General features: G+C 68.8%; 24 protein-coding genes. 18 read left to right on the top strand and 6 right to left on the bottom strand.

What is annotated here, in order from left to right; genetic code table 11:
* Positions 1–104 precede the first annotated feature (104 nt).
* Positions 105–797 carry a class F sortase gene (locus tag FNH21_RS11445; RefSeq protein ID WP_152815623.1) on the bottom strand — a complete coding sequence of 231 codons (693 nt, stop codon included), beginning with the start codon at positions 795–797 and terminating at the stop codon, positions 105–107.
* Positions 798–810: 13 nt separating this feature from the next.
* Entirely contained in the window at positions 811–1,590 is a 780-nt protein-coding gene (locus FNH21_RS11450) for a hypothetical protein (RefSeq protein WP_152815626.1), read from the bottom strand.
* Positions 1,591–1,761: 171 nt separating this feature from the next.
* On the opposite strand from FNH21_RS11450, the gene FNH21_RS11455 reads away from it, so the two are divergent.
* From FNH21_RS11455 to FNH21_RS11475, 5 genes are all read left to right on the top strand, one after another.
* A complete protein-coding gene (locus tag FNH21_RS11455; RefSeq protein ID WP_152815629.1) occupies positions 1,762–2,250 on the top strand; it encodes a hypothetical protein in 489 nt (162 codons plus the stop codon).
* 52 nt (positions 2,251–2,302) lie between these two features.
* Entirely contained in the window at positions 2,303–3,154 is an 852-nt protein-coding gene (locus FNH21_RS11460) for an exodeoxyribonuclease III (RefSeq protein WP_422108772.1), read from the top strand.
* On the top strand, positions 3,147–4,190 hold the full coding sequence (gene trpS / locus FNH21_RS11465) for a tryptophan--tRNA ligase (RefSeq protein ID WP_152815632.1): 1,044 nt from the start codon (positions 3,147–3,149) through the stop codon (positions 4,188–4,190). Before FNH21_RS11460 ends, trpS begins: the two co-directional genes overlap by 8 nt.
* Positions 4,191–4,265: 75 nt before the next feature.
* Positions 4,266–4,793 (top strand): 2'-5' RNA ligase family protein, encoded by a 528-nt coding sequence (locus FNH21_RS11470; RefSeq protein ID WP_338403257.1) that lies wholly within the window; start codon positions 4,266–4,268, stop codon positions 4,791–4,793.
* Positions 4,753–5,841, top strand: coding sequence for a YihY/virulence factor BrkB family protein (locus FNH21_RS11475; protein WP_152815639.1), 1,089 nt, complete (start codon positions 4,753–4,755; stop codon positions 5,839–5,841). The genes FNH21_RS11470 and FNH21_RS11475 overlap by 41 nt, the downstream gene beginning before the upstream one ends.
* A gap of 239 nt (positions 5,842–6,080) precedes the next feature.
* On the opposite strand, the gene FNH21_RS11480 is transcribed toward FNH21_RS11475, so the two are convergent.
* From FNH21_RS11480 to sdhC, 4 genes are all read right to left on the bottom strand, one after another.
* A complete protein-coding gene (locus FNH21_RS11480) occupies positions 6,081–6,869 on the bottom strand; it encodes a succinate dehydrogenase iron-sulfur subunit (protein ID WP_055770072.1) in 789 nt (262 codons plus the stop codon).
* Entirely contained in the window at positions 6,869–8,647 is a 1,779-nt protein-coding gene (gene sdhA / locus FNH21_RS11485; RefSeq protein WP_152815642.1) for a succinate dehydrogenase flavoprotein subunit, read from the bottom strand. Before sdhA ends, FNH21_RS11480 begins: the two co-directional genes overlap by 1 nt.
* Positions 8,648–8,754: 107 nt before the next feature.
* Complete coding sequence (locus FNH21_RS11490) at positions 8,755–9,222, bottom strand: succinate dehydrogenase hydrophobic membrane anchor subunit (RefSeq protein WP_055770077.1); 468 nt, start codon at positions 9,220–9,222, stop codon at positions 8,755–8,757.
* Positions 9,223–9,227: 5 nt separating this feature from the next.
* Complete coding sequence (gene sdhC, locus FNH21_RS11495; protein ID WP_055770080.1) at positions 9,228–9,623, bottom strand: succinate dehydrogenase, cytochrome b556 subunit; 396 nt, start codon at positions 9,621–9,623, stop codon at positions 9,228–9,230.
* Between the two features lie 201 nt (positions 9,624–9,824).
* Here sdhC and FNH21_RS11500 point away from each other — a divergent pair, with 201 nt between their 5' ends.
* The 13 genes from FNH21_RS11500 (at position 9,825) to FNH21_RS17130 (ending at position 25,462) form a co-directional block, all read left to right on the top strand.
* A complete protein-coding gene (locus tag FNH21_RS11500) occupies positions 9,825–10,964 on the top strand; it encodes a mannose-1-phosphate guanylyltransferase (RefSeq protein WP_152815645.1) in 1,140 nt (379 codons plus the stop codon).
* A gap of 176 nt (positions 10,965–11,140) precedes the next feature.
* Complete coding sequence (locus tag FNH21_RS11505) at positions 11,141–12,340, top strand: amidohydrolase (RefSeq protein ID WP_191931894.1); 1,200 nt, start codon at positions 11,141–11,143, stop codon at positions 12,338–12,340.
* A 344-nt stretch (positions 12,341–12,684) separates the two neighbouring features.
* The gene (locus FNH21_RS11510; RefSeq protein WP_152815648.1) at positions 12,685–13,800 is read left to right on the top strand and encodes a BMP family lipoprotein; all 1,116 of its coding nucleotides are present in this window, start codon (positions 12,685–12,687) and stop codon (positions 13,798–13,800) included.
* A gap of 174 nt (positions 13,801–13,974) precedes the next feature.
* The gene (locus tag FNH21_RS11515) at positions 13,975–15,519 is read left to right on the top strand and encodes an ATP-binding cassette domain-containing protein (protein ID WP_191931895.1); all 1,545 of its coding nucleotides are present in this window, start codon (positions 13,975–13,977) and stop codon (positions 15,517–15,519) included.
* Positions 15,516–16,922 (top strand): ABC transporter permease, encoded by a 1,407-nt coding sequence (locus FNH21_RS11520; RefSeq protein WP_422108773.1) that lies wholly within the window; start codon positions 15,516–15,518, stop codon positions 16,920–16,922. The genes FNH21_RS11515 and FNH21_RS11520 overlap by 4 nt, the downstream gene beginning before the upstream one ends.
* Entirely contained in the window at positions 16,919–18,205 is a 1,287-nt protein-coding gene (locus tag FNH21_RS11525; RefSeq protein WP_152815651.1) for an ABC transporter permease, read from the top strand. The genes FNH21_RS11520 and FNH21_RS11525 overlap by 4 nt, the downstream gene beginning before the upstream one ends.
* Positions 18,206–18,215: 10 nt before the next feature.
* Positions 18,216–18,611 carry a cytidine deaminase gene (locus tag FNH21_RS11530; RefSeq protein WP_152815654.1) on the top strand — a complete coding sequence of 132 codons (396 nt, stop codon included), beginning with the start codon at positions 18,216–18,218 and terminating at the stop codon, positions 18,609–18,611.
* A gap of 178 nt (positions 18,612–18,789) precedes the next feature.
* Complete coding sequence (locus FNH21_RS11535) at positions 18,790–20,076, top strand: thymidine phosphorylase (protein WP_152815657.1); 1,287 nt, start codon at positions 18,790–18,792, stop codon at positions 20,074–20,076.
* 335 nt (positions 20,077–20,411) lie between these two features.
* Positions 20,412–21,074, top strand: coding sequence for a DedA family protein (locus FNH21_RS11540; RefSeq protein WP_152815927.1), 663 nt, complete (start codon positions 20,412–20,414; stop codon positions 21,072–21,074).
* A gap of 24 nt (positions 21,075–21,098) precedes the next feature.
* Positions 21,099–22,256 (top strand): adenosine deaminase, encoded by a 1,158-nt coding sequence (locus FNH21_RS11545; RefSeq protein ID WP_191931896.1) that lies wholly within the window; start codon positions 21,099–21,101, stop codon positions 22,254–22,256.
* Between the two features lie 7 nt (positions 22,257–22,263).
* Positions 22,264–23,031 carry a MazG nucleotide pyrophosphohydrolase domain-containing protein gene (locus tag FNH21_RS11550; protein ID WP_338403258.1) on the top strand — a complete coding sequence of 256 codons (768 nt, stop codon included), beginning with the start codon at positions 22,264–22,266 and terminating at the stop codon, positions 23,029–23,031.
* A 219-nt stretch (positions 23,032–23,250) separates the two neighbouring features.
* Complete coding sequence (gene eno / locus FNH21_RS11555) at positions 23,251–24,531, top strand: phosphopyruvate hydratase (RefSeq protein ID WP_152815666.1); 1,281 nt, start codon at positions 23,251–23,253, stop codon at positions 24,529–24,531.
* 448 nt (positions 24,532–24,979) lie between these two features.
* Positions 24,980–25,462, top strand: coding sequence for an FtsB family cell division protein (locus FNH21_RS17130; RefSeq protein WP_338403259.1), 483 nt, complete (start codon positions 24,980–24,982; stop codon positions 25,460–25,462).
* Positions 25,463–25,481: the final 19 nt, after the last annotated feature.

Here is a 25,481-nt window from a genome sequence, read left to right on the forward strand (position 1 = left end):
TACACCGTATCGGTGTGGAGCCCCGCACCCGGACGACAGTGGCGGCGGGGCCGGGGAGCCCCGCCGCCGGTCGGGGAGAACTGGTGCTGCCCGGGTGGCCGGCGCTAGATGACCAGGGTCGCGTACACCACGTAGTTGTCGTCGAACTCGCCGGTGTCGGGGTTGTAGCCGTCGCACGTGATGAGCCTGAGTTCAGAACCGGGCGTGTTCCCGTACACCGTGAGGGTCGGGAAGTCGTTCTTCTGGTACGCCTCGCCGCGCTGGAACTCGAACACCGCGGTCGTACCGTCCTCGCGGACCACCGAGATCCGATCGCCGGCCTTGAGGGCGCGGAGGTCGGCGAAGACACCCTTGCCGCCGTCGGTCGCGTTGACGTGGCCGAGCATGACGGCCGGTCCGCGGTCGCCCGGGGTGGGCGACTGGTCGTACCAGCTCGCGGGTGCACCGGGTCCGTCAGGTGGCACTTCGAGACTGTTGTTCTCGCGGAGTCCCAGGGTCAGCAGGTCGGTGCGGACACCGATCGAGGGGATCTCCAGCGTGACCGGGGCGGAGGCGGGAAGGACGCCGGGGAGTTCGGGTGCAACCGGGGCGGGTGCCGCAGCGGGTGCGGAGGACGGGGCGGCGGTGGGCGCGGCGGTCGGTGCCTCGACCGGTGCCACGCTCGTCGCAGCGGAGGACGACGACGGCGCCGGCGTCGAATTGGGCGCATCGCCCGATCCGCAACCGGCGAGGAGAAAGAGGGCGGCCACCGCCGGGGCCGTAAAGCCCCAGCGATGGCCGATGTTCCTACTGATCATGTGGGATCAGGGATTATGCGTTGTGTGCTGCGCGGCGGCGCACTGCGAAGGTTCCACCGGCTGCTGCTGCGAGGACCAGGCCGCCACCGAGGGCGATCATGCCCGCGGAGTTGGAGGAGGACTCGGTAGCGACACCCGTGTCGGCTCCACCGGAAGGCATGGCGCCCATCTGCGTCTTCACGAGCGTCCCGCACAGTGCGGGCGAGGTTGCGCCGAGGGGGAGCTCGGGGGCGATCTCGGACGGGCTGCCGAAGACCTCGGAGGAGACGCCGGCGGTTGCCGGGTCCAGGCCGTGCACGACGACGACGGCTACGCCGGCCTCGAGCGACTTCTGGGTGTCTGCATCCAGGGTGATGGTGCGCTGGATCGAGTACGTTCCACCCTGGCCACCGAGCTGGAGGTTCAGGCCCTCGGCCGGAGTGGTGGCACCCGACGTGGTCAGCGTGGTCTGGATGGCGCCGTATCCGGGTACGCCCTCGGCAACGTTGACGATGCCGTCACCGTTGGCGTCATCAGCGGGCGTGGGGCACTTGCCCGCCGCACCACCGTGGATGTGCTGGACGTGGGGGTACGGGGCGTCCATGAAGGTCTGGGCCAGGCCCGAGACCTGCAGGTTGACCGTGGCCTGATCGCCCACGACGTCGAGGGTGATGGTGCCGGTGCCCGTCGTGCCGTTCAGTTGGCCGAGGGTCGAGGAGTAGGAGCCGTCAGCGGCCATCGCGGGGGAGCCCGCGAGAGCGACTGCGCCGATGGCGAGGGCCGGTACTGCGAGGAAGCGCATCTTCTTGTTCATGGGAAAATCCTCCATAGTGCGAATGAGGCGCACCGTGGGGCGCGCACGACTGTACTTCGGGGTGATCCCGATCACGGATGGGGGCAGATGGGAAAAAACTTCGAAACCCCTGTGAGTTCGCCCGCGGTGGAAGACCAGGGGGTCGGTCGGCCCATGCGGGAGAATGGACTGATGCAGTCTCTTGGAAGCAATGGGCGGCCTCACGGCCGGGGTGTGAGCATGCGCATGGGCACGGCCGGGATGGCCGTCATGGTGGTCGTGTTCCTCGTGGCGGTCGTCTTCGCGGCCAACCAGAACGACGTGATCGGCTGGTTGGTCGCCATCATCTCCCTGGGCTGGCTCCTGATCTTCAGCTATGTGGTGCTGAGCCTCCGGTCCGCGGCACGGAAGGCCGCGGACCGGATCCAGGCGCACGGCGGGTTCGGCGGTGCCGGTGCGTCGCCGGCCGGTCCGGTGGCGGTCGACAGGGCGAGGGATCTGAAGCTCGACCACAGCTTCAAGATCGTCCAGGTGCAGGTGGGCGTCGTGCGGGAGTACCTCGGCAAGGACGAGGGCATGGTGGAACGTGCCCTCGAGACCATCGAGATCACCTCGCACAATGCGAGGTCCATGATGAAGGGCTCCACCGAGGGTCCGGTGGAGGGCACGGTCGTCGACTGAGCACCCCCTGATCGAGGTGAAGGGACAGACCCTCCGGGGTAAGGTTGATCGAGTGAGTCCGGCATCGAACCCCCTGCAGAAACCCCTGCGTATCGCGTCCGTGAACGTCAACGGGATCCGCGCCGCCTACAAGCGCGGCATGCAGGAATGGCTGGACGGACGGGATGTCGACGTCCTCTGCCTGCAGGAGGTGCGGGCTCCCGACGCCGTCGTACGGAGCCTCCTCGGCGACGGCTGGTTCATCCTCCACACCGAGGCCGAGGCCAAGGGGCGGGCGGGAGTCGCCATAGCGTCCCGCCAGGAGCCCGTCGCCACCCGCACGACCATCGGTGACAGCTACTTCGACACGGCCGGTCGTTGGGTCGAAGCCGATTTCGAGGTGGCGGGATCAACCCTCACCGTCGTCAGCGCCTACGTCCATTCGGGCGAGGTCGGGACCCAGAAGCAGGATGACAAGTACCGGTTCCTCGAGGCCATGGTCGCACGCCTGCCACAGCTGCGCGACGGTGCCGACCACGCCGTGGTCATGGGCGACCTCAACGTGGGCCATACTCAGCTCGACATCAGGAACTGGAAGGGCAACGTGAAGAACGCGGGCTTCCTTCCCGAGGAACGCGCGTACTTCGATCGCTTCTTCTCGGACGAATGCGGCTTCGTGGATGTCGCCCGCAACCTCGCGGGCGAGGTCGACGGGCCGTACACCTGGTGGTCCTGGCGAGGCAAGGCGTTCGACAACGACACGGGCTGGCGCATCGACTACCAGCTGGCCACCGAGGCACTCGCGCAGAGTGCCGCTACCGCCGACGTCGATCGGGCACCGAGCTGGGACAGCAGATTCTCCGACCACGCCCCGCTCGTCGTCGACTACCGGATCCAATCCCCCAGGAACTCCTCAGATGACTGAACAGCACCACACGCTCACCCCCGCGCGGCGGCAACGGATCCTCTCCGGCATGCAGCCGTCCGCAGGATCCCTGCACCTCGGCAACTACCTCGGTGCGCTCGTGCACTGGGTGCGCCTGCAGGAAACCCACGACGCGGTGTTCTTCATCCCCGACCTGCATGCCATCACGGTCCCGCAGGACCCGGCGGAGCTGATGCAGCGCACGCGGACGACCGCCGCCCAGTACATCGCTGCGGGGGTGGATCCCGACCGGGCCACGCTGTTCGTCCAGTCCCAGGTCCCCGAGCACGCGCAGCTCGCGTGGGTGCTCAACTGCCTCACGGGCTTCGGCGAGGCGTCCAGGATGACGCAGTTCAAGGACAAGGCGTCGAAGCAGGGCACCGATTCCGCCAGCGTGGGACTCTTCACCTATCCCATCCTCCAGGCCGCCGACATCCTCCTCTACCAACCGGACGGAGTCCCGGTGGGGGAGGACCAGCGCCAGCACGTGGAGTTGAGCCGGGACCTCGCGCAGCGGTTCAACACGCGCTTCGGCGAGACCTTCGTGGTGCCCCAGCCCTTCATCCAGAAGGAGACGGCGAAGATCTACGACTTGCAGAACCCGACGGCCAAGATGTCGAAATCGGCGCCGTCGCCCGCCGGGCTCGTCAATCTGCTCGACGACCCGAAGGTCACGACCAAGCGGATCAAGTCGGCGGTCACCGACGCCGGGACGGAGATCCGCTTCGACCGCGAGGAGAAGCCGGGTATCTCGAACCTGCTCGCGATCTTCTCGTCCCTGTCCGGGCGAAGTATCGCCGAGCTGGAGGACGAGTACGCGGGCCGGATGTACGGGCACCTGAAGGTGGACCTTGCCGATGTCGTCGCCGAGACCCTCACCCCCATCCGGAACCGGGCGGAGGAGTTGCTCTCGGACCCCGCAGAGCTCGATCGATTGCTGGCGAAGGGTGCCGCGAAGGCCCGTGAGCTGGCGGCGCCGACGCTCGCGGAGGTCTACGCACGCGTGGGATTCCTTCCCGCGGCGGGAGCCCGCTGACCCATGTGCGCTTCCACGGGTCTCCCCGGCCGGCTGGCGACGGCGTCGTCTCCGCCCGGACCGAGCGGCAGCTGCGTGGGCATCACCATCCCCATCCCCGATCCGCTCGCGCGTGACCTCGAGGCCTGGCGCGCGTCCTTCGGCGACCCCATGGCAGCCGTGGTGCCCCCGCACATCACCCTGATCACGACGACGCCGGCCTCCGACTGGGAGGCCACGATCGAGCACGTCCGGGTGGTCGCGCAGCACCAGCGGCCCTTCAGGGTCCGGCTCTGCAGCACCGGCTCCTTCCGGCCGGTCTCACCCGTGGTGTTCCTCAAGCTGGCCGACGGATTCGACGAATGCGTGGCCCTGCATGCGAGGCTGCAGACGGGCCCGCTCGAACGTGACCTCGAGTTCCCCTTCCATCCGCACGTGACCGTCGCGCATGATGTCTCGGAGGCAGGAATGGATGCGGCTGTGGCGGAACTGGAGTCCTTCGAGGCGTCCTTCGAGGTCCGGTCCATGGGGCTGTACGAACACGTGCCGTCAGGCTTGTGGAAACTGAGGGAGGAGCTACGGTTTGGCGAAGTCGCTGACGGCTCCGAAACCACCACCCGTTGAGCAGCCCTCCCCGGCGAACCTGGCGGATCTGCGCCGGAAGGTGATCGATGCCCAGGTCCGGGTCGGGAGGCTGAAGCGCTCCGGTGACGGCGGCGCGGGCCTCCTCCTGGCGAGGGTGGATCTTGCGATCTCGCGGTTCTACACCCTGAGGCCCGTGCGCGTGGTCCTGCTCTACAACGAGCGCCGCGGTCCGCTGATGGCGGCGGGGCTCGCCTACCGCCTGTTCTTCGCCATCTCCGCCCTGCTCGTCGTGGCATTCGCCGCACTCGGGCTCGTGGTCGCAGGTGATGAGAGCCTGCGCGAACTGTCCGTCGACGCCCTCGACAAAGCGGTACCGGGGCTGATCGACCTGCAGGACGACGGGGGCGGCGTCATTACTCCCACTCGCCTCTTCGACGCGACCAGTGGACTCGGCTGGGCCATCGTCGTGTCCTCGGCCGTCATGCTCGTGACGGCGCTGGGCTGGATCGGTGGCATGCGCCAGGCCATGCGCGGGATCTTCGCGCTGAAGCCCGTCGCCGCGCCGCCCGTGGTCCTCTGGGCGAAGGACCTCGGGACGCTCGCGGTCCTGGGTGTGATCATGCTCGTGACAACCGCCCTGGGCGTCGTGGCGACGAACACGCTGGGGGCCCTCCTGAGCTTCCTCAACCTGACGAGCGTGAGCCAGCTCCTGACACAGGTAGCCGGATTCGCGGTGATGATCCTGCTGGACATCCTCGTGGCCGTGGTCCTGTTCCGGTCCGCGTCCGCCATCGAGATGCCGCGTCCGGTCCTGATCCAGGGTGCGGTGATCGCCGGGGTCGGGACCACGCTGCTCCGCACCTTCTCCACCCAGATCCTCGGAAGCTTCGGCAACAATCCGCTCCTGCTGTCCTTCGCCGTGATCCTCGCGCTGTTCGTCTGGTTCTTCCTCCTGAGCCAGGTGTACCTGGTGGCGACGGCGTGGTGCGCCGTCGGAACCGCCGACGCCGACACCGACGCCGAGCGGCAGCACCACGCGAAGGGCGGCACCCTCCGCCAGCGCAGCCGGCGCGGGAACCGCACCTGACGTCCGTATCTGGTCGTCCGCATCCGACGTTCGAACCCGACGTCCTCACCTGGCCGTCCGAACCCGACGTCCGAACCCGGCCATCCGCGCCCGGCCATCCGCACCTGACCGTCCGCATCTGATCGTCGGCACCTGCAGGGAGACGACGAAGGCGGCCCGTCATGTGACGGGCCGCCTTCGGGTGGAACATGGTGGTCAGGACCGAACGCCGCCTCCGGCATCGGCTCCCGAGCAGAGAGTCAGACCTTGCGGGTCAGGATCGCCTGCTTGACCTCCGAGATGGCCTTGGTGACCTGGATGCCGCGAGGGCAGGCCTCGGAGCAGTTGAAGGTGGTCCGGCAGCGCCAGACACCTTCCTTGTCGTTGAGGATCTCGAGGCGCATGTCCCCGGCGTCGTCGCGCGAGTCGAAGATGAACCGGTGCGCGTTGACGATCGCGGCCGGCCCGAAGTACTGACCGTCCGTCCAGAAGACCGGGCAGGAGGAAGTGCAGGCCGCGCAGAGGATGCACTTCGTGGTGTCGTCGTAGCGGTCGCGCTCCTCGGCGGACTGCAGACGCTCCTTCGTGGGCTCGTGGCCCTTGCTGACGAGGAACGGCATGATCTCGCGGTAGGACTGGAAGAACGGCTCCATGTCCACGATCAGGTCCTTCTCCACCGGCAGTCCCTTGATGGGTTCCACCAGGATCGGCTTGGAGGTGTCGAGATCCTTCAGCAGCGTCTTGCAGGCCAGCCTGTTACGGCCGTTGATGCGCATGGCATCGGACCCGCAGACGCCGTGCGCGCAGGACCGGCGGAAGGAGACGGAACCGTCGTGCTCCCACTTGACCTTGTGCAGGGCGTCCAGCACGCGGTCCGTGCCGTACATGGTCAGCTGCCACTCGTCCCAGTGTGCCTCGTCGGACACCTCGGGGTTGTAGCGCCGGACCTTCAGGGTGATGTCGAAGGTGGGGATCTCTCCACCGCCGCCGACGCCGGGCGCGAGCTCGACCTTGGAGGCCGGCTCCTTTTCCATCGTTTCGGTGCTCATCAGTACTTACGCTCCATGGGCTGGTATCGGGTGAAGATCACCGGTTTGGTCTCAAGGCGCACGCCACTGGTCTCGGTGGCGCGGGGGTCCTTGTAGGCCATGGAATGGGTCATGAAATTCTCGTCGTCCCGCTCGGGGTAGTCCTCACGGAAGTGGCCACCACGGGACTCCTTGCGGTGCAGGGCAGCGGCAGTCATGACCTTGGCCATGTCGAGGAGGAAGCCGAGTTCGACGGCCTCCAGCAGGTCGAGGTTGAACCGCTTGCCCTTGTCCTGCACGGTGATCCGCGTGTAGCGCTCCTCCAGCGTATCGATCACGCGCAGGGCCTCGACCAGCGTCTGCTCGGTGCGGAACACCTGGACATTCGCGTCCATGATGTCCTGCAGCTCCTTGCGGATGAGGGCCACGCGCTCCCCGCCCTCCGAGCTGCGGGCCCGGTTCAGGAGCTCCTCCGTCTCGGTGGTCGGGTTCTCGGGGATCTCCACGAAGTCGGCGGTGAGGGCGTACTCTGCCGCAGCGAGGCCGGCGCGCTTGCCGAACACGTTGATGTCGAGGAGCGAGTTGGTGCCGAGGCGGTTCGAGCCGTGAACGGAGACGCAGGCGACCTCGCCGGCGGCGTACAGGCCGGGCACCACGGTGTCGTTGTCCGAGAGCACCTCGGCCTTGATGTTGGTCGGGATGCCACCCATGGCGTAGTGCGCCGTCGGGAACACGGGCACGGGCTCGGTGTAGGGCTCGACGCCGAGGTACGTGCGGGCGAACTCCGTGATGTCGGGCAGCTTCGCATCGATGTGTGCGGGCTCGAGGTGGGTCAGGTCGAGGAGGACGTAGTCCTTGTTCGGCCCGGCTCCGCGTCCTTCGCGGACCTCGTTGGCCATCGACCGGGCGACGATGTCGCGCGGCGCGAGGTCCTTGATGGTGGGGGCGTAACGCTCCATGAAGCGTTCACCCTCCGAGTTGCGGAGGATCGCGCCCTCGCCGCGGGCGGCCTCCGAGAGGAGGATGCCGAGGCCCGCGAGGCCGGTCGGATGGAACTGGAAGAACTCCATGTCCTCGAGGGGGATGCCCCTGCGGAACGCGATACCCATGCCGTCGCCGGTGAGGGTGTGGGCGTTGGAGGTCGTCTTGTAGACCTTGCCGACACCGCCCGAGGCGAACACCACGGACTTCGCCTGGAAGACGTGCAGTTCGCCGGACGCGAGGTCGTAGGAGACGACCCCGGCCACGCGCTTCTGGATGCGGGTGACGCCGTCCTCGGTGACCTCCTGGTCCACCATGAGCAGGTCGAGGACGTAGTACTCGTTGTAGAACTCCACGTTGTGCTTGACGCAGTTCTGGTAGAGCGTCTGGAGGATCATGTGACCCGTACGGTCCGCTGCGTAGCACGAGCGCCGGACGGGTGCCTTGCCGTGATCGCGGGTGTGTCCGCCGAAGCGGCGCTGGTCGATCCGGCCCTCGGGCGTACGGTTGAACGGCAGCCCCATCTTCTCGAGGTCCAGGACCGCTTCGATGGCTTCCTTGGCCATGACCTCCGCCGCGTCCTGGTCCACCAGGTAGTCACCGCCCTTGACGGTGTCGAACGTGTGCCACTCCCAGTTGTCCTCTTCGACGTTCGCGAGTGCTGCGCACATGCCACCCTGTGCTGCGCCGGTGTGGGAGCGGGTGGGGTAGAGCTTGGTCAGCACGGCGGTGCGGGCCCGCTGGCCGGACTCGATGGCTGCGCGCATTCCCGCGCCGCCCGCGCCGACGATGACGACGTCGTACTTGTGGACCTGCATGCTGGTCGCTCTTTCTGTTGAAACCGGTGAGGGTGCATGAGGGCGCCCCAGTGGGCCGGTCATGCGGGAACTGCCGACCTGCGGCAGGGACGGACTACGGGGTGGCGTCAGGGTGCGGGGCAGTAATCCGCGACGTGCGCCACACCGTCGATCACGGGGCACGGATCGAAGGTGAAGATCACGAGGGTGCCGAGGACCACGATGACGACGGTCGAGGTGTACAGGACACCCTTGAGCCACATGCGGGTGCTGTTCTTCTCGGCGTAGTCGTTGATGATCACGCGGATGCCGTTGGTGCCGTGCAGCATGGAGAGCCACAGGAGCGTCAGGTCCCAGATCTGCCAGACAGGGTCGGCCCACTTGCCGGCGACGAAACCGAAGTCGATCCCGCTGATGCCGTCACCTGCGACGAGGTTGACGTAGAGGTGGACGAAGATGAGCACCACGAGGATGGCTCCGGAGAGCCGCATGAACAGCCAGGCGACCATTTCGAAGTTCCCGCGGGAGCCCGGGGTGCGTGAGTAGCCGGGGGAGACGCGGCCGGAGCGTGGGCTCTCGATGGTTGGGGTAGCCATGGGTACTAACCTCCGAAGACGTGCGAGAGATGGCGGATCGAGAAGGCGATCATGACGACGGCCCAGAGGCCGATGACGCTCCAGAGCATCTGGCGGTGGTACTTGGGGCCCTTCTTCCAGAAGTCCACGAGGATCACGCGGATGCCGTTGAAGGCGTGGAAGACGATGGCCGCGACCAGCCCGAGCTCCCCGAGACCCATGATGGGGTTCTTGTAGGAGGCGATCACGGCGTCGTACGCCTCGGGCGAGACCCGGACGAGGGACGTGTCCAGTACGTGGACCAGGAGGAAGAAGAAAATCACGACCCCGGTGATGCGGTGTGCCACCCAGGACCATTGGCCTTCGCGGCCACGGTAGAGGGTGCCCGCTGGTGTCAGCGACTTAGTCAGTGTCTTCGGCATTGAAATTACCTCCCTGCATCGCCTGGGCGTTAGCGCGCTATACGCAGGGATACGCCGGTGCGACAGCACTCTTCGATAAGAATAATCTAGGCCGGTGACACTCCTGGATCAATTTAGGGGCCCCTCACCTGTGACCTTGTTAACACCGGCGGACGGCCGGTGGTTCCGGGCCCCCGGGGCGCGTCGGTTACCGTGGAACGGATGAGTACCGAGAGGGCGGCTGCCCGTACCCCTGACAATGTGCTGGAGCGCTTCCACGGCGTGATCCCCGCGGGAGGGACCGGCACCCGGCTGTGGCCTCTGTCGCGTGCCGCGGCGCCGAAGTTCCTCCATGACCTCACCGGCTCCGGGAGCACGCTGATCCGTGCGACCTACGATCGCCTCCGCCCCCTGTGTGACGGTCGCACCATGGTCGTCACCGGCATCGTCCACCGCCGGGCCGTCCTGGAGCAACTGCCCGAGATCGAGGACATGAACCTCGTCCTCGAGTCCGAGCCCAAGGACTCCGGCGCCGCCATCGGGCTCGCCGCGGCCATCCTCCACCGGCGGGATCCGGGCATCATCATGGGGTCCTTCGCCGCGGACCAGGTGATCGCACCGGTCGAGGTCTTCCAGGATGCGGTGCGCGCGGCGATCCACACGGCCGCCGAGGGGTACATCGTGACCATCGGGATCAAGCCGACGCACCCCTCCACCGGTTTCGGCTACATCAGGGCCGGCGAGCCCCTGGCGATCGACGGCGCCCCCAGCGCGCGCGCCGTGATCGAGTTCGTCGAGAAGCCCTCGCAGGAGGTCGCGGACGGGTACATCGCCAGCGGCGACTACTCCTGGAACGCGGGCATGTTCGTGGCTCCGGTCGACCTCATGCTCAAGCACCTCTCCGCGAACGAGCCCGACCTCTACGCCGGCCTGATGGAGATCGCCGAGGCGTGGGACACCCCGCAGCGCGTCGAGGTGGCCCGGAGGGTCTGGCCCACGCTGCCGAAGATCGCCATCGACTACGCGGTGGCCGAACCTGCTGCGGCGGCAGGTGACGTCGCCATGATCCCGGGCGAGTTCAACTGGGACGACGTCGGCGATTTCGCCGCGATCGGCCGGCTGAACCCGGCCGAGGAGAACAGCGAGCTGACGGTGATGGGGGAGGGCGCGCGCGTGTTCTCCGAGAACGCCTCGGGCATCGTGGTGTCGGACACCAAGCGCGTGATCGCCCTCATCGGCATCGACGACGTCGTCATCGTCGACACGCCCGACGCACTGCTGGTGACCACCAAGGAGCACGCGCAGGAGGTCAAGAAGGCCGTCGAACGCCTTCGCGCCAGCGGCGACACCGACGTCCTGTAGCGGACAGGTCCCCGTGACGGGCCGGCGTGGCCGGACGCCGTCACCCGCCGGCGAGGGCCCATGCCCTCGGACGCGGCGTCGATGGGCCCGTGGCCATCGGGCGGCGCGGAGCTCCCGTGACGCGGCCTCGACACAGGAGTGCGGGTCGCCGTGCCGCCGGTCGGTAGGCTGAGGACGTGGAAACGTCCAGCACCCAGAGCCCTCCGGCCTCCCGCGTCGGTGCCTCCCTCGAGCCCCTGCTCGACGAGTTGACCGACATCCGGCGTGACATCCACCGTCACCCGGAACTGTCCTACAAGGAGCACCGCACCACGGACCTCGTCGTGGCCCGGCTCGCGCAGGCGGGTCTGTCCCCCCGGCGTCTGGAGGGGACCGGCGCGTACGTCGACATCGGTAGCGGCCCGCTGCGGCTCGGTCTCCGGGCCGATATCGACGCACTGCCGATCATCGAGGAGACCGGGCTGCCCTTCGCGTCCGCGTCGACGGGCGTCACGCACGCCTGCGGCCATGACATCCACACCACCGTGATGCTCGGCGTCGCCCTGGTCCTCGCGGACATCGATGCCGCGACACCGCTCCCCGGTACGGTGCGCATCATCTTCCAGCCCGCCGAGGAGATGATGCCCGGCGGGGCTATCGACGTCATCGCACAGGGCGTGCTCGACGGCCTGCCACGCATCCTCGCTCTGCACTGCGATCCGAGGATCGACGTCGGGCTGGTCGGCACGCGCATCGGTGCGATCACCTCGGCGTCGGACACGATCCGGGTGGAGCTGAGCGGACGCGGCGGGCACACCTCGCGCCCGCACCTCACCGAGGACCTCGTCTTCGCGCTCGCGACGATTGCCGTCAACGTGCCGGCCGTCCTGTCCCGCCGGATCGACGTGCGCAGCGCCGTGTCCGTGGTGTGGGGCCAGATCCACGCGGGCTCCGCCCCGAATGCCATCCCCGCGCACGGCTTCATGTCCGGCACCCTCCGGTGCCTCGACGGCGAGGCCTGGGAATCGGCGGGGGAGCTGCTGGACCGGGCCGTGCGTGAGGTCGCCGCCCCCTTCGGCGTCGACGTGAAGCTCGAGCACATCCGGGGGGTCCCGCCGGTGGTCAACCAGGAGGCGGAGACCGGCCTCCTGGAGGCGGCCGCCCGGGCCGAACTCGGGTCGGGCGCCGTCGTGCTCACACCGCAGTCCATGGGAGGCGAGGACTTCGCGTGGATGACGCAGGAGGTCCCCGGCGCCATGATGCGCCTCGGGACGAGGACCCCGGGCGGGGAGACGTTCGACCTCCACCGTGGCGACTACACGCCCGACGAGCGCGCCATCGGCTACGGCGTGCGGGTCATGGCGGCGGCGGCCCTGCAGGCGGTCCTCGAGCGCTGACCGCAGGCTGGGCGGCTGCGTGGGCTCCATCGGGGCTCCGTGGGGGCTCCGTGGGGGCTCCGTGGGGGCTCCGTCGGGGTCCCGCGCGGGCGCGGAGCGGCAGGTCGGCCGGACCCGCCTGTGCTCAGCCACCTGTGCATAACGAAACCCGAACGATCGGCGGCCCGGAACGGCCCGTGTAGTGTTCCGCGTCACTTGGCCCTTAGGATGTTCGCATACGTGCTGCACCGACGGTGTCGCGGCGCCACGGTCTTCAGTGAAAACAGAGCCTCGGATCAATCGTGACCCGTGATGGACACTCACTGGCAGTCGTCCCCGTGGCGCATTTCTTTCCTGGAGGCATTTTGAAGAACTCACTGCGCACCTTCTCGCGCGGAACCGGCCTGTCCGCCGCCGTCCTCGGCGTCTCGGCCCTCGTCCTCTCCGGCTGCGGTGCGCCGCCCGCCGAGGACGCCCCCGCAGCAGGCGGTAGCAGCGCCGCTGCAGGCACCGACTACCTCGGCTGCATCGTCTCCGACTCCGGTGGATTCGACGACCGCTCGTTCAACCAGTCGAGCTACGAGGGTCTGAAGAAGGCCGAGACGGACCTCGGCATCCAGACCAACCAGGCCGAGTCGCAGGCCGAGACGGACTTCGGCCCCAACGTCGACCAGATGGTCCAGGGCGGCTGCAACCTCATCGTGACGGTGGGCTTCCTGCTCGCCGACACCACGAAGGAGGCCGCGGCGGCGAACACCGAGACCAACTTCGCGATCGTCGACGACAACTCGATCGACCTCCCCAACGTCAAGCCGATCATCTACGACACGGCCCAGGCGGCGTTCCTGGCCGGGTACGCGGCAGCGGCCACGAGCGAGACCGGGAAGGTGGCGACGTACGGCGGCATCAACATCCCGACCGTGACCATCTTCATGGACGGCTTCGCCGAAGGCGTGAGCTACTTCAACGAGGAGACCGGCGGCGAGGTCGAACTCCTGGGCTGGGACAAGGAGAGCCAGAACGGCACGTTCGTCGGCAACTTCGAGGACCAGGCAGCCGGCAAGACCAACACCCAGAACTTCATCAACGAGGGTGCGGACATCATCATGCCCGTCGCCGGTCCGGTCGGTTCCGGAACGCTCGACGCCGTCATCGAGGCGAACGCCGGCGGCAAGGACGTCAAGGCCATCTGGGTCGACTCCGACGGCTACGAGACCGCCGGCAAGGGCGAGGAGTTCATCCTCACCTCGGTCATGAAGCTCATGGGCGACGCCGTCGAGGACGTCATCAGCACCGACGTCGACGGCGAGTTCGACAACACGCCGTACGTCGGCACGCTCGAGAACGGTGGAGTGGCCCTCGCGCCGTTCCACGACCAGGAGGCCAACGTTCCCGACGATCTGCAGACCACGCTCGACGGTCTGACGGAACAGATCGTCGCCGAGGAGATCACGGTCGACTCGGCCGCCAGCCCCCAGTAGTACCGCACCACACGAGTACCACCGCACCGCCTTCCTCCCCGCGGATCCCCGCCCGGAGGAAGGCGGTTTGCGTTTGCCCCGGCTGCGTGTCCGCAGGCCGCACCCGGTATCCTTCACGTGACTTCCGCTCGATTCCGACGCGAAGACAACAGAACAGAACAGGCTGGTTGAGTTGTGAAACTCGAACTGATCGGCATCACGAAGCGCTTCGGATCGCTCGTCGCCAACGATCACATCGATCTCGTCGTCGAACCGGGACAGGTCCACAGCCTGCTCGGCGAGAACGGGGCCGGCAAGTCCACGCTCATGAATGTGCTGTACGGACTGTACGACCCCACCGAGGGTGAGATCCTCGTCAATGACAAGCCGGTGACCTTCAAGGGTCCCGGGGATGCGATGGCCGCGGGGATCGGGATGGTGCACCAGCACTTCATGCTCGTCCCGGTCTTCACCGTCGCGGAGAACGTCGCCCTCGGCAACGAGGCCACGAAAGCCGGCGGCATGCTCGACCTCCAGGAGACGCGGACGCGTATCCGCCGGATCTCCGACCAGTACGGGTTCGACGTCGATCCCGATGCCGTCGTCGAGGACCTGCCCGTCGGGGTGCAGCAGCGCGTCGAGATCATCAAGGCTCTCGTGCGGGACGCCGAGGTCCTGATCCTCGACGAGCCGACCGCCGTGCTGACGCCGAAGGAGACCGACGAACTGCTCGGGATCATGGCGCAGCTGAAGGCCGACGGCAAGTCCATCGTCTTCATCTCCCACAAGCTCCGCGAGGTCAAGGCGGTCTCCGACGTCATCACCGTCGTGCGGCGCGGCAAGGTGGTCGGCACCGCGGACCCGAGCGCCCCGACCACGGAGCTGGCCTCCCTCATGGTCGGCCGGTCCGTGAGCCTCACCCTCGACAAGAAGCCGGCCACACCCGGTGAGGTGACCTTCCGCGTGCAGGACCTCACAGTCCAGGCCGCCAACGGGCAGCACGTCGTCGACGGGCTCAGCTTCGAGGTCGCCGAGGGGGAGATCCTCGCGATCGCGGGCGTGCAGGGGAACGGCCAGACGGAACTGACCGAGGCGATCATGGGTCTCCAGGACCACGTAACCGGGTCCATCACGCTGAACGGCAACCAGCTGCTGGGCCGCAGCGTGAAGGAGGTCATCCGTGCAGGGGTGGGGTTCGTCCCCGAGGACCGGAGCGTCGAGGGCCTCGTGGGCACCTTCTCGGTGGCGGAGAACCTCATCCTCAACCGGTACGACGACGCCCCCTTCGCCAAGGGACTCTCGATGTCGCAGTCGGCGATGGAACAGAACGCCCAGGAGAAGATCGCCGAGTACGACGTCCGGACGCAGTCCGCCCAGTCCGCGGCCGGGACCCTCTCCGGCGGCAACCAGCAGAAGGTGGTCATGGCGCGCGAGTTCTCGCGTCCCCTCAAGCTGTTCATCGCCTCGCAACCCACGCGCGGCGTCGACGTCGGATCCATCGAGTTCCTGCACCGCCGCATCGTCGCCGAGCGCGACGGCGGCACCCCCGTCATCATCGTGTCCACAGAACTCGACGAGGTCCTCGAGCTCGCCGACCGGATCGCGGTCCTGTACCGCGGCCACCTCATGGGGATCGTGCCCGGCACGGTCTCGCGCGATGTCCTCGGCCTGATGATGGCCGGCATGCCCGCCGACGAAGCGCTCGCGCAGGCACACGACGTACAAGGAGGAGACCTGTGAACCCGCAGGACGACCGGCCGGTGACCCCGGCCACCGGCGGGGGAGCACACCCCACCCGACGCGAAGCGAAGGACGCCGCCCGGCAGGACGAGATCCGGCTCGAGACGGCGGCCGAGACAGCGGGCGGCGAGGTGCCGCCACCGGCCGTGCCGGCCACTACGGCGGGCCTCGGGGTCGGTCCGGGCGCCGAGGCACCCCTCATGCAGCGCATCATGACCGGCAACGCGCTCGTCGCCTTCCTCTCCGTGGTGCTGTCCCTCATCCTCGGCGGCCTGCTCATCGCGGTGACCGACCAGGAGGTGGCGAGCGCGTCGTCGTACTTCTTCAGCCGTCCGCAGGACACCATCGCTGCCGCCTGGACGGCGGCCTCGAGTGCCTACATCGCGCTCTTCCAGGGCTCGGTCTTCAACTTCGAGGGCGACACCTTCACCCGGATGATCTACCCGCTGACCCAGACGCTGACCGTGGCGACGCCGCTGATCTGCGCGGGCCTCGGCGTGGCGCTCGCCTTCCGCGCGGGCCTCTTCAACATCGGTGCGCAGGGCCAGATCCTCATCGGGGCGACATTCGCCGGCTGGGTCGGCTTCACGCTGCACCTGCCGGTCGGGATCCATCTGCTCCTGGTGATCCTCGCGGGAATGGTCGGCGGCGCCCTCTGGGGCGGCCTCGTCGGACTCCTCAAGGCACGCACCGGTGCCCACGAGGTCATCCTCACGATCATGTTCAACTACATCGCGACGAACCTGGTGCTGTACTTCCTCAGCACGCCGGCCTTCCAGCGGCCCGGTTCCACCAATCCCATCAGTCCGCAGCTGGACGCGACAGCGGTGTACCCACCGTTGCTCGGCGCTTCCTTCCGCCTGCACTGGGGCTTCGTCGTCGCCGTGCTCGCCACGGTCTTCGTCTGGTGGCTGCTGAACAGGTCCACCGTGGGCTTCGAGCTCCGCGCCGTCGGTGCCAACCCGAGCGCCGCTCGGACCGCAGGGGTGAATGTCAGCAAGGGCTACATCCTCGCGATGGCGATCGCCGGTGCACTCGCGGGTCTCGCGGGCGTCGCCCAGGTCTCCGGTACCGAGAAGGTCCTGACGTCGGGCGTCGCGGCGAGCTTCGGGTTCGACGCGATCACCGTGGCCCTGCTCGGGCGGTCCTCGCCCTGGGGCACCTTCGCCGCAGGCCTCCTCTTCGGGGCCTTCCGCGCCGGCGGCGTGGCCATGCAGGCCTCCACGGGGACGAGCATCGACATCGTCCTCGTCGTGCAGTCGCTGATCGTCCTCTTCATCGCGGCGCCGCCCCTCGTCCGGGCGCTCTTCCGCCTCCCCGCCCCCGGCGCCACGCGCGCCGGCAAGGGCGGCTCCTCCACCTCCACGACCCCGACGCCAGCCTCGACCGGAGCAGCAGCATGAGCACAGCAACCACCAGCGCACCGGCGCGCAGCGCGAGCGACGCGACCGTCCGGAGCTGGAAGAACCCGATCATCCTGTCCGTCGTGGCACTCTTCGCGCTCCTCGTCTTCGCCATCGGAGCGCCGGGCAACGACGTCACGTTCCGGTTGTCCGAGGAGAACGATCCGATCGTCCTCCCGTCGATCGTCGTCTCGGCGCCCGTCATCGGGTGGGTCGCGGCCCTGGCCATGATCGCCCTCGCCGCCCTCGCGATCCTCCGGACCCGCTCCGGGCGGAAGATCCCGGTCTGGGTCCTGGCGGTCTTCGCCGTCCTGTTCCTGATCGCCTTCCTCACGTGGGTGGTCGGCAGCGCCCGGACACCCAATGTCGCCCTGTACGGGCTCCTCGCCGGTTCGGTGACCCTCGCCGTGCCGCTCATCTTCGGCTCGCTCTCGGGTGTGCTCTGTGAGCGCTCGGGCGTCGTGAACATCGCGATCGAGGGACAGCTCCTCTTCGGGGCGTTCGCAGCGGCCGTCGCCGCGTCGCTCTCCGGCAGCGCGTTCGTGGGCCTCCTCGCGGCAGCGGTCGCCGGAGTCCTCGTCTCCCTCGTCCTCGCGGTCTTCAGCATCCGGTACGTCGTCAACCAGGTGATCGTCGGCGTCGTCCTGAACGTGCTCGTCTCCGGGCTCACGGGTTTCCTGTTCTCCGCCGTCCTCAGCGAGGACTCGGAGCGCTGGAACTCCCCGCCCCGCCTGCCCGTCATCGAGATCCCGTTGCTCGCGGACATCCCCGTGATCGGCCCGATCCTCTTCCAGCAGACGATCGTCGGCTACCTCATGTACATCGCCGTCGCCGTGGTGTACGTGGCGCTGTACCACTCGCGGTGGGGCCTTCGGACCCGGGCGGTGGGCGAGCATCCCAAGGCCGCCGACACGCTGGGCGTCAACGTCAACCGGATGCGGTTCATGAACGTGCTGCTGGCGGGCGTCGTGGCGGGCATCGGCGGATCCTTCTTCACGCTCGTGGCCGTCTCCGGCTTCGGGCGGGACATGACGGCGGGGCAGGGCTACATCGCGCTGGCAGCCCTGATCTTCGGCCGCTGGAACCCGATCGGCGCGTTCTTCGCGGCGCTGCTCTTCGGCTTCGCCACCAACCTCTCCAATGTCCTCAGCCTGCTCGGCACCCCGGTGCCGGACCAGTTCCTGCGCATGCTGCCCTACGTGGTGACGGTGTTCGCCGTCGCCGGGCTCGTCGGCCGGTCCCGGGCACCGGGCGCGAGTGGTATTCCGTACATCAAGGGCTAGGAGGCTCCGCATGACCGACAACGACATCCCCTGGGAGGACCTCGCCGCCGCCGCGCGAACCGCGATGGCGAAAGCGTACGTCCCCTATTCCACGTATCCGGTAGGGGCGGCGGCACTGCTCGACGACGGCCGGATCATCTCCGGCTGCAACGTCGAGAACGCGTCCTACGGGCTCACCCTGTGCGCCGAGTGCGCCCTCGTCAGCGCGCTCGCGATGAGCGGGGGCGGACGCATCCGCGCCTTCAGCTGCGTCGACGGTGAGGGGAACACCCTCATGCCGTGCGGCCGCTGCCGGCAGTTGCTGTACGAGTTCCGGGCGCCCGACATGGTGCTCATGACCGTCAGCGGCATCCGCACCATGGACGAGGTCCTGCCCGACGCCTTCGGGCCGCAGCACCTCGCCTGACCCGCACCCCGCCCGACCAGCACCGCGAGGGGCGCGGCCCTTCCGGCCGCGCCCCTCGCATGTCACGGCCGACCCATCCGGCCGCCGGCACCGCATGACCACCGCATGACCACCGCATGACCACCGCACGACCACCGCATGACCACACCCCAACACTGCTCGACCAGAGGACACCACCATGACCGAAGCCTTCGACGCCGTCGACATCATCCGCATCAAGCGCGACCGCGGCACCCTGACGCCCGAGCAGATCGACTGGACCATCGACGCCTACACCCGCGGCGCCATCGCCGACGAGCAGATGTCCGCGCTGAACATGGCCATCCTGCTCAACGGCATGAACCGGGCGGAGATCTCCCGCTGGACCGCCGCGATGATCGCCTCGGGGGAGCGGATGGACTTCTCCTCGCTGGGACGGCCGACGAGCGACAAGCACTCGACCGGCGGGGTCGGGGACAAGATCACCCTTCCGCTGGCACCGCTCGTCGCGGTCTTCGGCGTCGCGGTACCGCAGCTCTCCGGACGCGGCCTCGGCCACACGGGGGGCACGCTGGACAAGCTCGAATCGATCCCCGGCTGGCAGGCGCACCTCAGCAACGAGGACATGATGCGCCAGCTCGCAGAGGTCGGAGCGGTCATCTGCGCCGCCGGGACCGGCCTCGCTCCGGCGGACAAGAAGCTGTACGCCCTGCGTGACGTCACGGGCACCGTCGAGGCCATCCCCCTCATCGCGTCCTCGATCATGAGCAAGAAGATCGCCGAGGGCACGGGGTCGCTCGTCCTCGACGTGAAGGTGGGCAGCGGGGCGTTCATGAAGAACGTGGACCAGGCACGCGAGCTGGCCGAGACGATGGTGGCGCTCGGCAAGGACGCAGGCGTCAACACCGTCGCGCTCCTGACCGACATGAGCACGCCGCTGGGCCTGACGGCCGGCAACGCCATCGAGGTCGAGGAGTCCGTCGAGGTCCTCGCGGGTGGTGGTCCGGCCGACGTCGTCGAGCTCACGGTCCGCCTCGCGGAGGAGATGCTCGCCTGCGCGGGCGTGCACGACGCCGATCCGGCCGCTGCACTGAAGGACGGCCGCGCCATGGACGTCTGGAACCGGATGATCGAGGCACAGGGCGGCGACCCTCGCGCCACGCTCCCGGTCGCGAGGGAGTCCGAGGTGGTCCTGGCGCCGGCCGACGGAGTCCTGGTGGGCCTCGATGCCCTCGCCGTGGGCGTCGCGGCCTGGCGCCTCGGAGCCGGGCGTGCCCGCAAGGAGGACCAGGTGCAGGCCGGCGCGGGTGTGCGTCTGCACGCGAAGCCCGGTGCCACCGTCCGTGCGGGCGAACCGCTCATGACGCTGCTCACCGACACCCCTGACAAGTTCGAGCGCGCCCGCGAGGCCCTCGCCGACGCCGTCGTCGTCGCCCCCGAGGGATCGCGGACCGCCCGGCAGCTCATCATCGACCGGATCGCCTGAGGGTTCCTGCCCGGTTTCCGACCGGCTGCCACGCAGCACCGGTGGTCTCCCCTCCGGGGCGCCTGGGGGATGGTCCCTAGGGGATCGGACGGCCGGTCTCATCCCCAGGGGTGAGGCCGGCCGTCGCCGGTGTCGGCCGGAAGGGCGACGACCCGCAGGTGGGCTCCCGGGTAGCGTCGAAGGCAGGCGCACGGCAGCGTATCGCGGCTCGCCCCGAGCCGCGCCGCCCGGCGCCATGTCCCGTCCCGACCATCCCGCGGCATGCTCCGCCGGTGTGGAGCCGGTGGGGGCGGACGAGTGGCAGGAGCCCCTGGATGGACGAGATCATCAGTGCACTGGACGGCATCAGCGGGTTCGTCCTCGCTGCGGCCGAGCAGCCCTGGGTCTACCTGCTGGTCCTCGTCTGCTGCGTCGTCGACGGGTTCTTCCCGCCGTTCCCGAGCGAGTCCGTCGTCGTCGGCCTCGCCTCCCTGATCATCACGCAGGGCGTTCCCGATCCGTGGCTGCTCATCCTCGTCGCGGCGCTCGGGGCGTTCCTCGGGGACAACATCGCCTATGTGATCGGCCGGGGGATCGGGACCACCCGGTTCCGGTGGATGCGGCGGCCCCGCCCGCAGCGCTCCTTCACCTGGGCGGGCCGGGAGCTGTCGAAACGTGCCGCCTCACTCATCCTGGTGGCCAGGTTCATCCCGATCGGCCGGGTGGCCGTCAACCTGACCGCGGGAGCAACCGGCTACTCGCAACGGCGCTTCGTCGCCCTGACCGCGCTCTCCGGCATCGTCTGGGCGGGCTACTCCGTGGGTATCGGTGCCATCGCCGGTACGTGGTTCCAGCACAACCACCTGCTCGGTGTGGCGGTGGCGATCGGGATCGCCGTGGTCATCGGATTCGTCGTGGACCGGGTCATCGCCCTCGTGCGGGGATCGACGCCCCTGCAGGAGGCCGTCGAGGCGCCCCAGGACGAGCCCGAGCCCGCGCGCGAGACGAGCCCGCCCTGAAAGGGATCGCGTAGGCTGGTCGGCGTGACCCAGACCCAGAACGACGCCGTCCCCACCGCTGCCGTCGACATCCAGACCCTGCCGAAGATCTCCCTCCACGACCACCTCGACGGCGGTCTCCGCCCGGCCACCATCCTCGAACTCGCCGCCGAGATCGGCCACGAACTGCCGGCCGCGGACGCCGGATCGCTCGGTGCATGGTTCCGCGAGTCGGCGGACTCCGGCTCGCTGGTCCGGTACCTCGAGACGTTCGACCACACCATCGCCGTCATGCAGACGCGCGAGGGACTCATCCGGGTGGCCCGTGAATTCGTCGAGGACCTCGCGCTCGACGGCGTCGTCTACGGTGAGGTGCGCTGGGCTCCCGAGCAGCACACGCAGAAGGGACTGTCCCTGGACGAGGCCGTCGAGGCCGTGCAGGAGGGCCTCGACGCCGGAGCCGCCGCGGCGATCGCCGCCGGCCGCATCATCCAGGTGGGACAGCTCATCACCGCCATGCGTCACGCGGACCGCGGCCAGGAGATCGCGGAACTCGCCGTGCGCCATCGCGACCGGGGCGCCGTCGGATTCGACATCGCCGGAGCCGAGAACGGCTTCCTGCCCTCGCGCTTCGCCGAGGCGTTCACCTACCTCGCCTCCGAGCAGTTCCCGGTGACCATCCACGCCGGCGAGGCAGCCGGCCTGGACAGCATCAAGGACGCCCTCGTCGCGGGCCGTGCGCTGCGCCTGGGGCACGGTGTGCGCATCGCCGAGGACATCGAGATCGAGGAGTCGGAGGACGAGCAGGCCGGCGACAGCGAGGAGATCGGGATCGCGAACCTCGGGCGCATCGCGTCGTGGGTGCGTGACCGGGGCATCCCCCTGGAGCTGTGCCCGTCCTCGAACCTCCAGACCGGGGCCATCGAGGCCTTCGGGACCACGATCGACAGCCATCCCTTCGACCTGCTCTACCAGCTGGGCTTCAAGGTCACGGTGAACACGGACAACCGGCTCATGAGCGGTGTGACCCTGACCGGCGAGTTCGAACTGCTGGTCGACACCTTCGGGTACGACCTCGCGGACCTCCTCGATCTCACCCTCAATGCCGTGGACGCCTCGTTCCTGCCGCTCGAGGACCGCGATGCCCTCGCCGAGCACATCGCCGAGGCCTTCGACGCCGCCGCCCGCCAGGCATCCGCCTAGCAGCGCCGTGCAGCACGAGGCCCCGTCGACGCCGGCCGCCGTGGCCGGACCGGGCGCGGCGGTCGAGCGGCTGGTCGAGGTGGTGGACCTTCTGCGCAGGCACTGCCGCTGGACGGCTGCCCTCACCCACGAAGCGCTGCTCGCCTACCTCGTCGAGGAAACCTACGAACTCTACGAGGCGGTCGACGACGTCGCGCGAGCGTCCGAGCCGTCACCCGGGCTCGTCGACGAACTGCGCGGCGAGCTCGGTGACGTGCTGTTCCAGGTGGTGCTGCACGCCCGGTTGGCGGCCGAGCAGGACCGCTTCGATCTGGCGGACGTCGTGGCAGGCCTGACGGCGAAGCTGGTGCGCCGCAACCCCCATGTGTTCGCCGCGGACGGTGCCCTCCTCGAGCTGTCGGGAGCTGCAGCGGGACCAGGAGGTGCAGCGGGCGCGCCCGCCTCGGCGGACGAGATCGTCGAGACCTGGCACGCCGTCAAGCGCCGGGAGAATCCCTCGCGCACGTCGCCGTTCGACGGTATCCCGCACCACCTGCCCGCGTTGGCGTTCGCCGCCAAGACGCTGGCCCGTGCGGGCGAATCGGCCGGGCGGTCGGAGGGTGGGCCGGAGAGCGGAACGGCCGGCACGCAGCAGGAGTTTCCCCCCGGGGACGAAGCCGCCCTGGGGCAGGCCCTCCTGGAGCTGACCCGCCGAGCGGTCCACCTCGGCGTCGATCCCGAGCGCGCGCTGCGCCGGGCCGTGCTCGAGTACCAGGCGGACTCGGAGCGGGCGTGAGACCGGTCGGGTCGCTGCGGCATCCTGACCGCCACCCGTCCGGTCCCGCGCACGTGCGTCGAGCGTGATCGCGGCGAAGCGGCGCCGCGTCACACGTCGGCTTTCCACCCGACGTCCGGAAGCCGCGTGAACTAGGCTGGGAGCAACACCTCCGTTGCTCCGACAAAGACGTCCCAACACGATGTGAATCCCGATACTCCAACGAAGAGGAGCAATTCCATGGCCATTATCGATGCCATCCACGCGAGGGAGATCCTCGACTCCCGCGGCAACCCCACGGTCGAGGTCGAGGTCCTGCTCGACGACGACACCTTCGGTCGCGCGGCCGTCCCCTCCGGTGCGTCCACCGGGGCCTTCGAGGCCAACGAGCGCCGCGACGGTGAGAAGGACCGCTACCTCGGCAAGGGCGTCCTGCAGGCCGTCGAAGCCGTCATCGAGCAGATCCAGCCCGCACTCCTCGGCTTCGACGCCGCGGACCAGCGCGCCATCGACCAGGCGATGATCGACCTGGACGGTACCGAGAACAAGTCGAACCTGGGCGCCAACGCGATGCTGGGCGTCTCGCTCGCCATCGCCCGCGCTGCTGCCGAGTCCTCCGCCCTGCCGCTCTACCGCTACCTCGGCGGCCCCAACGCGCACGTGCTGCCCGTGCCCCTCATGAACATCCTCAACGGTGGTTCGCACGCGGACTCCGACGTCGACATCCAGGAGTTCATGATCGTCCCCCTGGGCGCCCAGACCTACTCCGAGGGTCTTCGCTGGGGCGTCGAGGTGTACCACGAGCTCAAGTCCGTGCTGAAGGAAAAGGGCCTCGCGACAGGTCTCGGCGACGAGGGCGGTTTCGCACCGAACCTCCCGTCCAACCGTGACGCCCTGGACCTCATCACCACCGCCGTCGAGCGGGCCGGCTACACGCCCGGGACCGACATCGCGTTCGCCCTCGACGTCGCCGCCTCCGAGTTCTACAAGGACGGCGCATACCAGTTCGAGGGCAAGGCGCTGAGCACCGAGGAGATGAGCGCCTACTACGTGGAGCTCGTCCGCGACTACCCCCTGGTCTCCATCGAGGATCCCCTCGACGAGGACGACTGGGAGGGCTGGAAGCATCTGACGGACGCGATCGGTGACAAGGTGCAGCTCGTGGGTGACGACCTCTTCGTCACCAACCCCGTCCGCCTGGCCAAGGGCATCCAGAACCAGACGGCCAACTCGCTGCTGGTGAAGGTCAACCAGATCGGTACCCTCACCGAGACCCTGGACGCCATCTCGATGGCCCAGCGTGCCGGCTACACGACGATCACCTCCCACCGCTCCGGCGAGACCGAGGACACGACGATCGCGGACATCTGCGTCGCGACGAATGCCGGACAGATCAAGACCGGAGCGCCTGCGCGCAGCGAGCGCGTCGCGAAGTACAACCAGCTGCTGCGCATCGAGGAGGAGCTCGACGACGCCGCACGCTACGCCGGTCGCTCCGCCTTCCCGCGTTTCACGGCCTAGGTGATCCTCGGGTGAGCGGCTGGGCGGTTACCCTCGTTAGACGGGTTCCGCGAGGAATCCGACGCGACCCGACGCGACTGCACTGACGAGGAGCTCCATGACTGCCCGCCGCCCTAACGTGCCGCGAGCCGGCCGACCGACGCCAGTGGCGGAGGATCGGCCGGTTCCCGGAGCGGCCAAGGGCCAGCCCCAACCGCACGGAGATCACGGGTCCGGCGCGGCCACGCCCGGAGCCGGCTCCCGCCAGGGGGCGCATGCATCCTCCTCCCGCGGGTCGGAGCCCCGGTCCGGGGGATCGTCGCAGCGTGCGCCCGGGGTGCCGCGGACGGTCGGCCCCTCCGCGACGAAGGATCCCCGGGACGCTGCGAAGACGGTGCCGGCCCGGAAGGGCACGGCCCCTGCGGGGGCCGGCTCCGCACGGAAGCCCGCGGCGACGACACCGTCAGATGTGCGTGCGGCCGAGAGGTCCCAGCTGGCCGCGAGCATCCGCCGCGGCCGCCTCGGTTCGCGGCGCGCGGAATCCCCGATCCAGCCTGCCGAAGAGGCGACGCCCATCCCGGCGAAGTCGTTCTCCGGCCGGCTGCTGGCCCTCGCCGTCGTCCTGATCGCCGTGATCGTGCTGCTCGCACCCTCGGTGAGCCGTTACGTCCAGCAGCAGTCCGAGCTCGACGCCCTCCGCGCGGACATCGCCCGGCAGGAGCAGCAGCAGGCGGACTACCAGTCGGAGCTGGCCCGGTGGGACGACCCGGCCTTCGTGAAGCAGCAGGCGCGCGAACGGATCTTCCTCGTGATGCCCGGCGAGACCCGCTACCTCGTCAAGGGCAGCGAGGGCATCGAGGAGGGGACGGGTGAAGGATCGGCCACCGAGCCGGCCGACCTCCCCTGGGTCGACTCCCTGTGGAGCTCGGTCGAGCGCGCCGCGACGGATTGAATCCGGGTGGATCGGGCGT

It is taken from the genome of Arthrobacter bussei (assembly GCF_009377195.2).
GTDB classification, from domain to species: Bacteria; Actinomycetota; Actinomycetes; order Actinomycetales; family Micrococcaceae; genus Arthrobacter_D; species Arthrobacter_D bussei.

Excerpts from the sequence above, each read along its gene's own strand:
- FNH21_RS11445 (WP_152815623.1), bottom strand. The coding sequence starts at position 797 with ATGATCAGTAGGAACATCGGCCATCGCTGGGGCTTTACGGCCCCGGCG.
- FNH21_RS11450 (WP_152815626.1), bottom strand. The coding sequence starts at position 1,590 with ATGAACAAGAAGATGCGCTTCCTCGCAGTACCGGCCCTCGCCATCGGC.
- FNH21_RS11455 (WP_152815629.1), top strand. The coding sequence starts at position 1,762 with ATGCAGTCTCTTGGAAGCAATGGGCGGCCTCACGGCCGGGGTGTGAGC.
- trpS (WP_152815632.1), top strand. The coding sequence starts at position 3,147 with ATGACTGAACAGCACCACACGCTCACCCCCGCGCGGCGGCAACGGATC.
- FNH21_RS11480 (WP_055770072.1), bottom strand. The coding sequence starts at position 6,869 with ATGAGCACCGAAACGATGGAAAAGGAGCCGGCCTCCAAGGTCGAGCTC.
- sdhA (WP_152815642.1), bottom strand. The coding sequence starts at position 8,647 with ATGCAGGTCCACAAGTACGACGTCGTCATCGTCGGCGCGGGCGGCGCG.
- FNH21_RS11490 (WP_055770077.1), bottom strand. The coding sequence starts at position 9,222 with ATGGCTACCCCAACCATCGAGAGCCCACGCTCCGGCCGCGTCTCCCCC.
- sdhC (WP_055770080.1), bottom strand. The coding sequence starts at position 9,623 with ATGCCGAAGACACTGACTAAGTCGCTGACACCAGCGGGCACCCTCTAC.
- FNH21_RS11500 (WP_152815645.1), top strand. The coding sequence starts at position 9,825 with ATGAGTACCGAGAGGGCGGCTGCCCGTACCCCTGACAATGTGCTGGAG.
- FNH21_RS11525 (WP_152815651.1), top strand. The coding sequence starts at position 16,919 with ATGAGCACAGCAACCACCAGCGCACCGGCGCGCAGCGCGAGCGACGCG.
- FNH21_RS11530 (WP_152815654.1), top strand. The coding sequence starts at position 18,216 with ATGACCGACAACGACATCCCCTGGGAGGACCTCGCCGCCGCCGCGCGA.
- FNH21_RS11535 (WP_152815657.1), top strand. The coding sequence starts at position 18,790 with ATGACCGAAGCCTTCGACGCCGTCGACATCATCCGCATCAAGCGCGAC.
- eno (WP_152815666.1), top strand. The coding sequence starts at position 23,251 with ATGGCCATTATCGATGCCATCCACGCGAGGGAGATCCTCGACTCCCGC.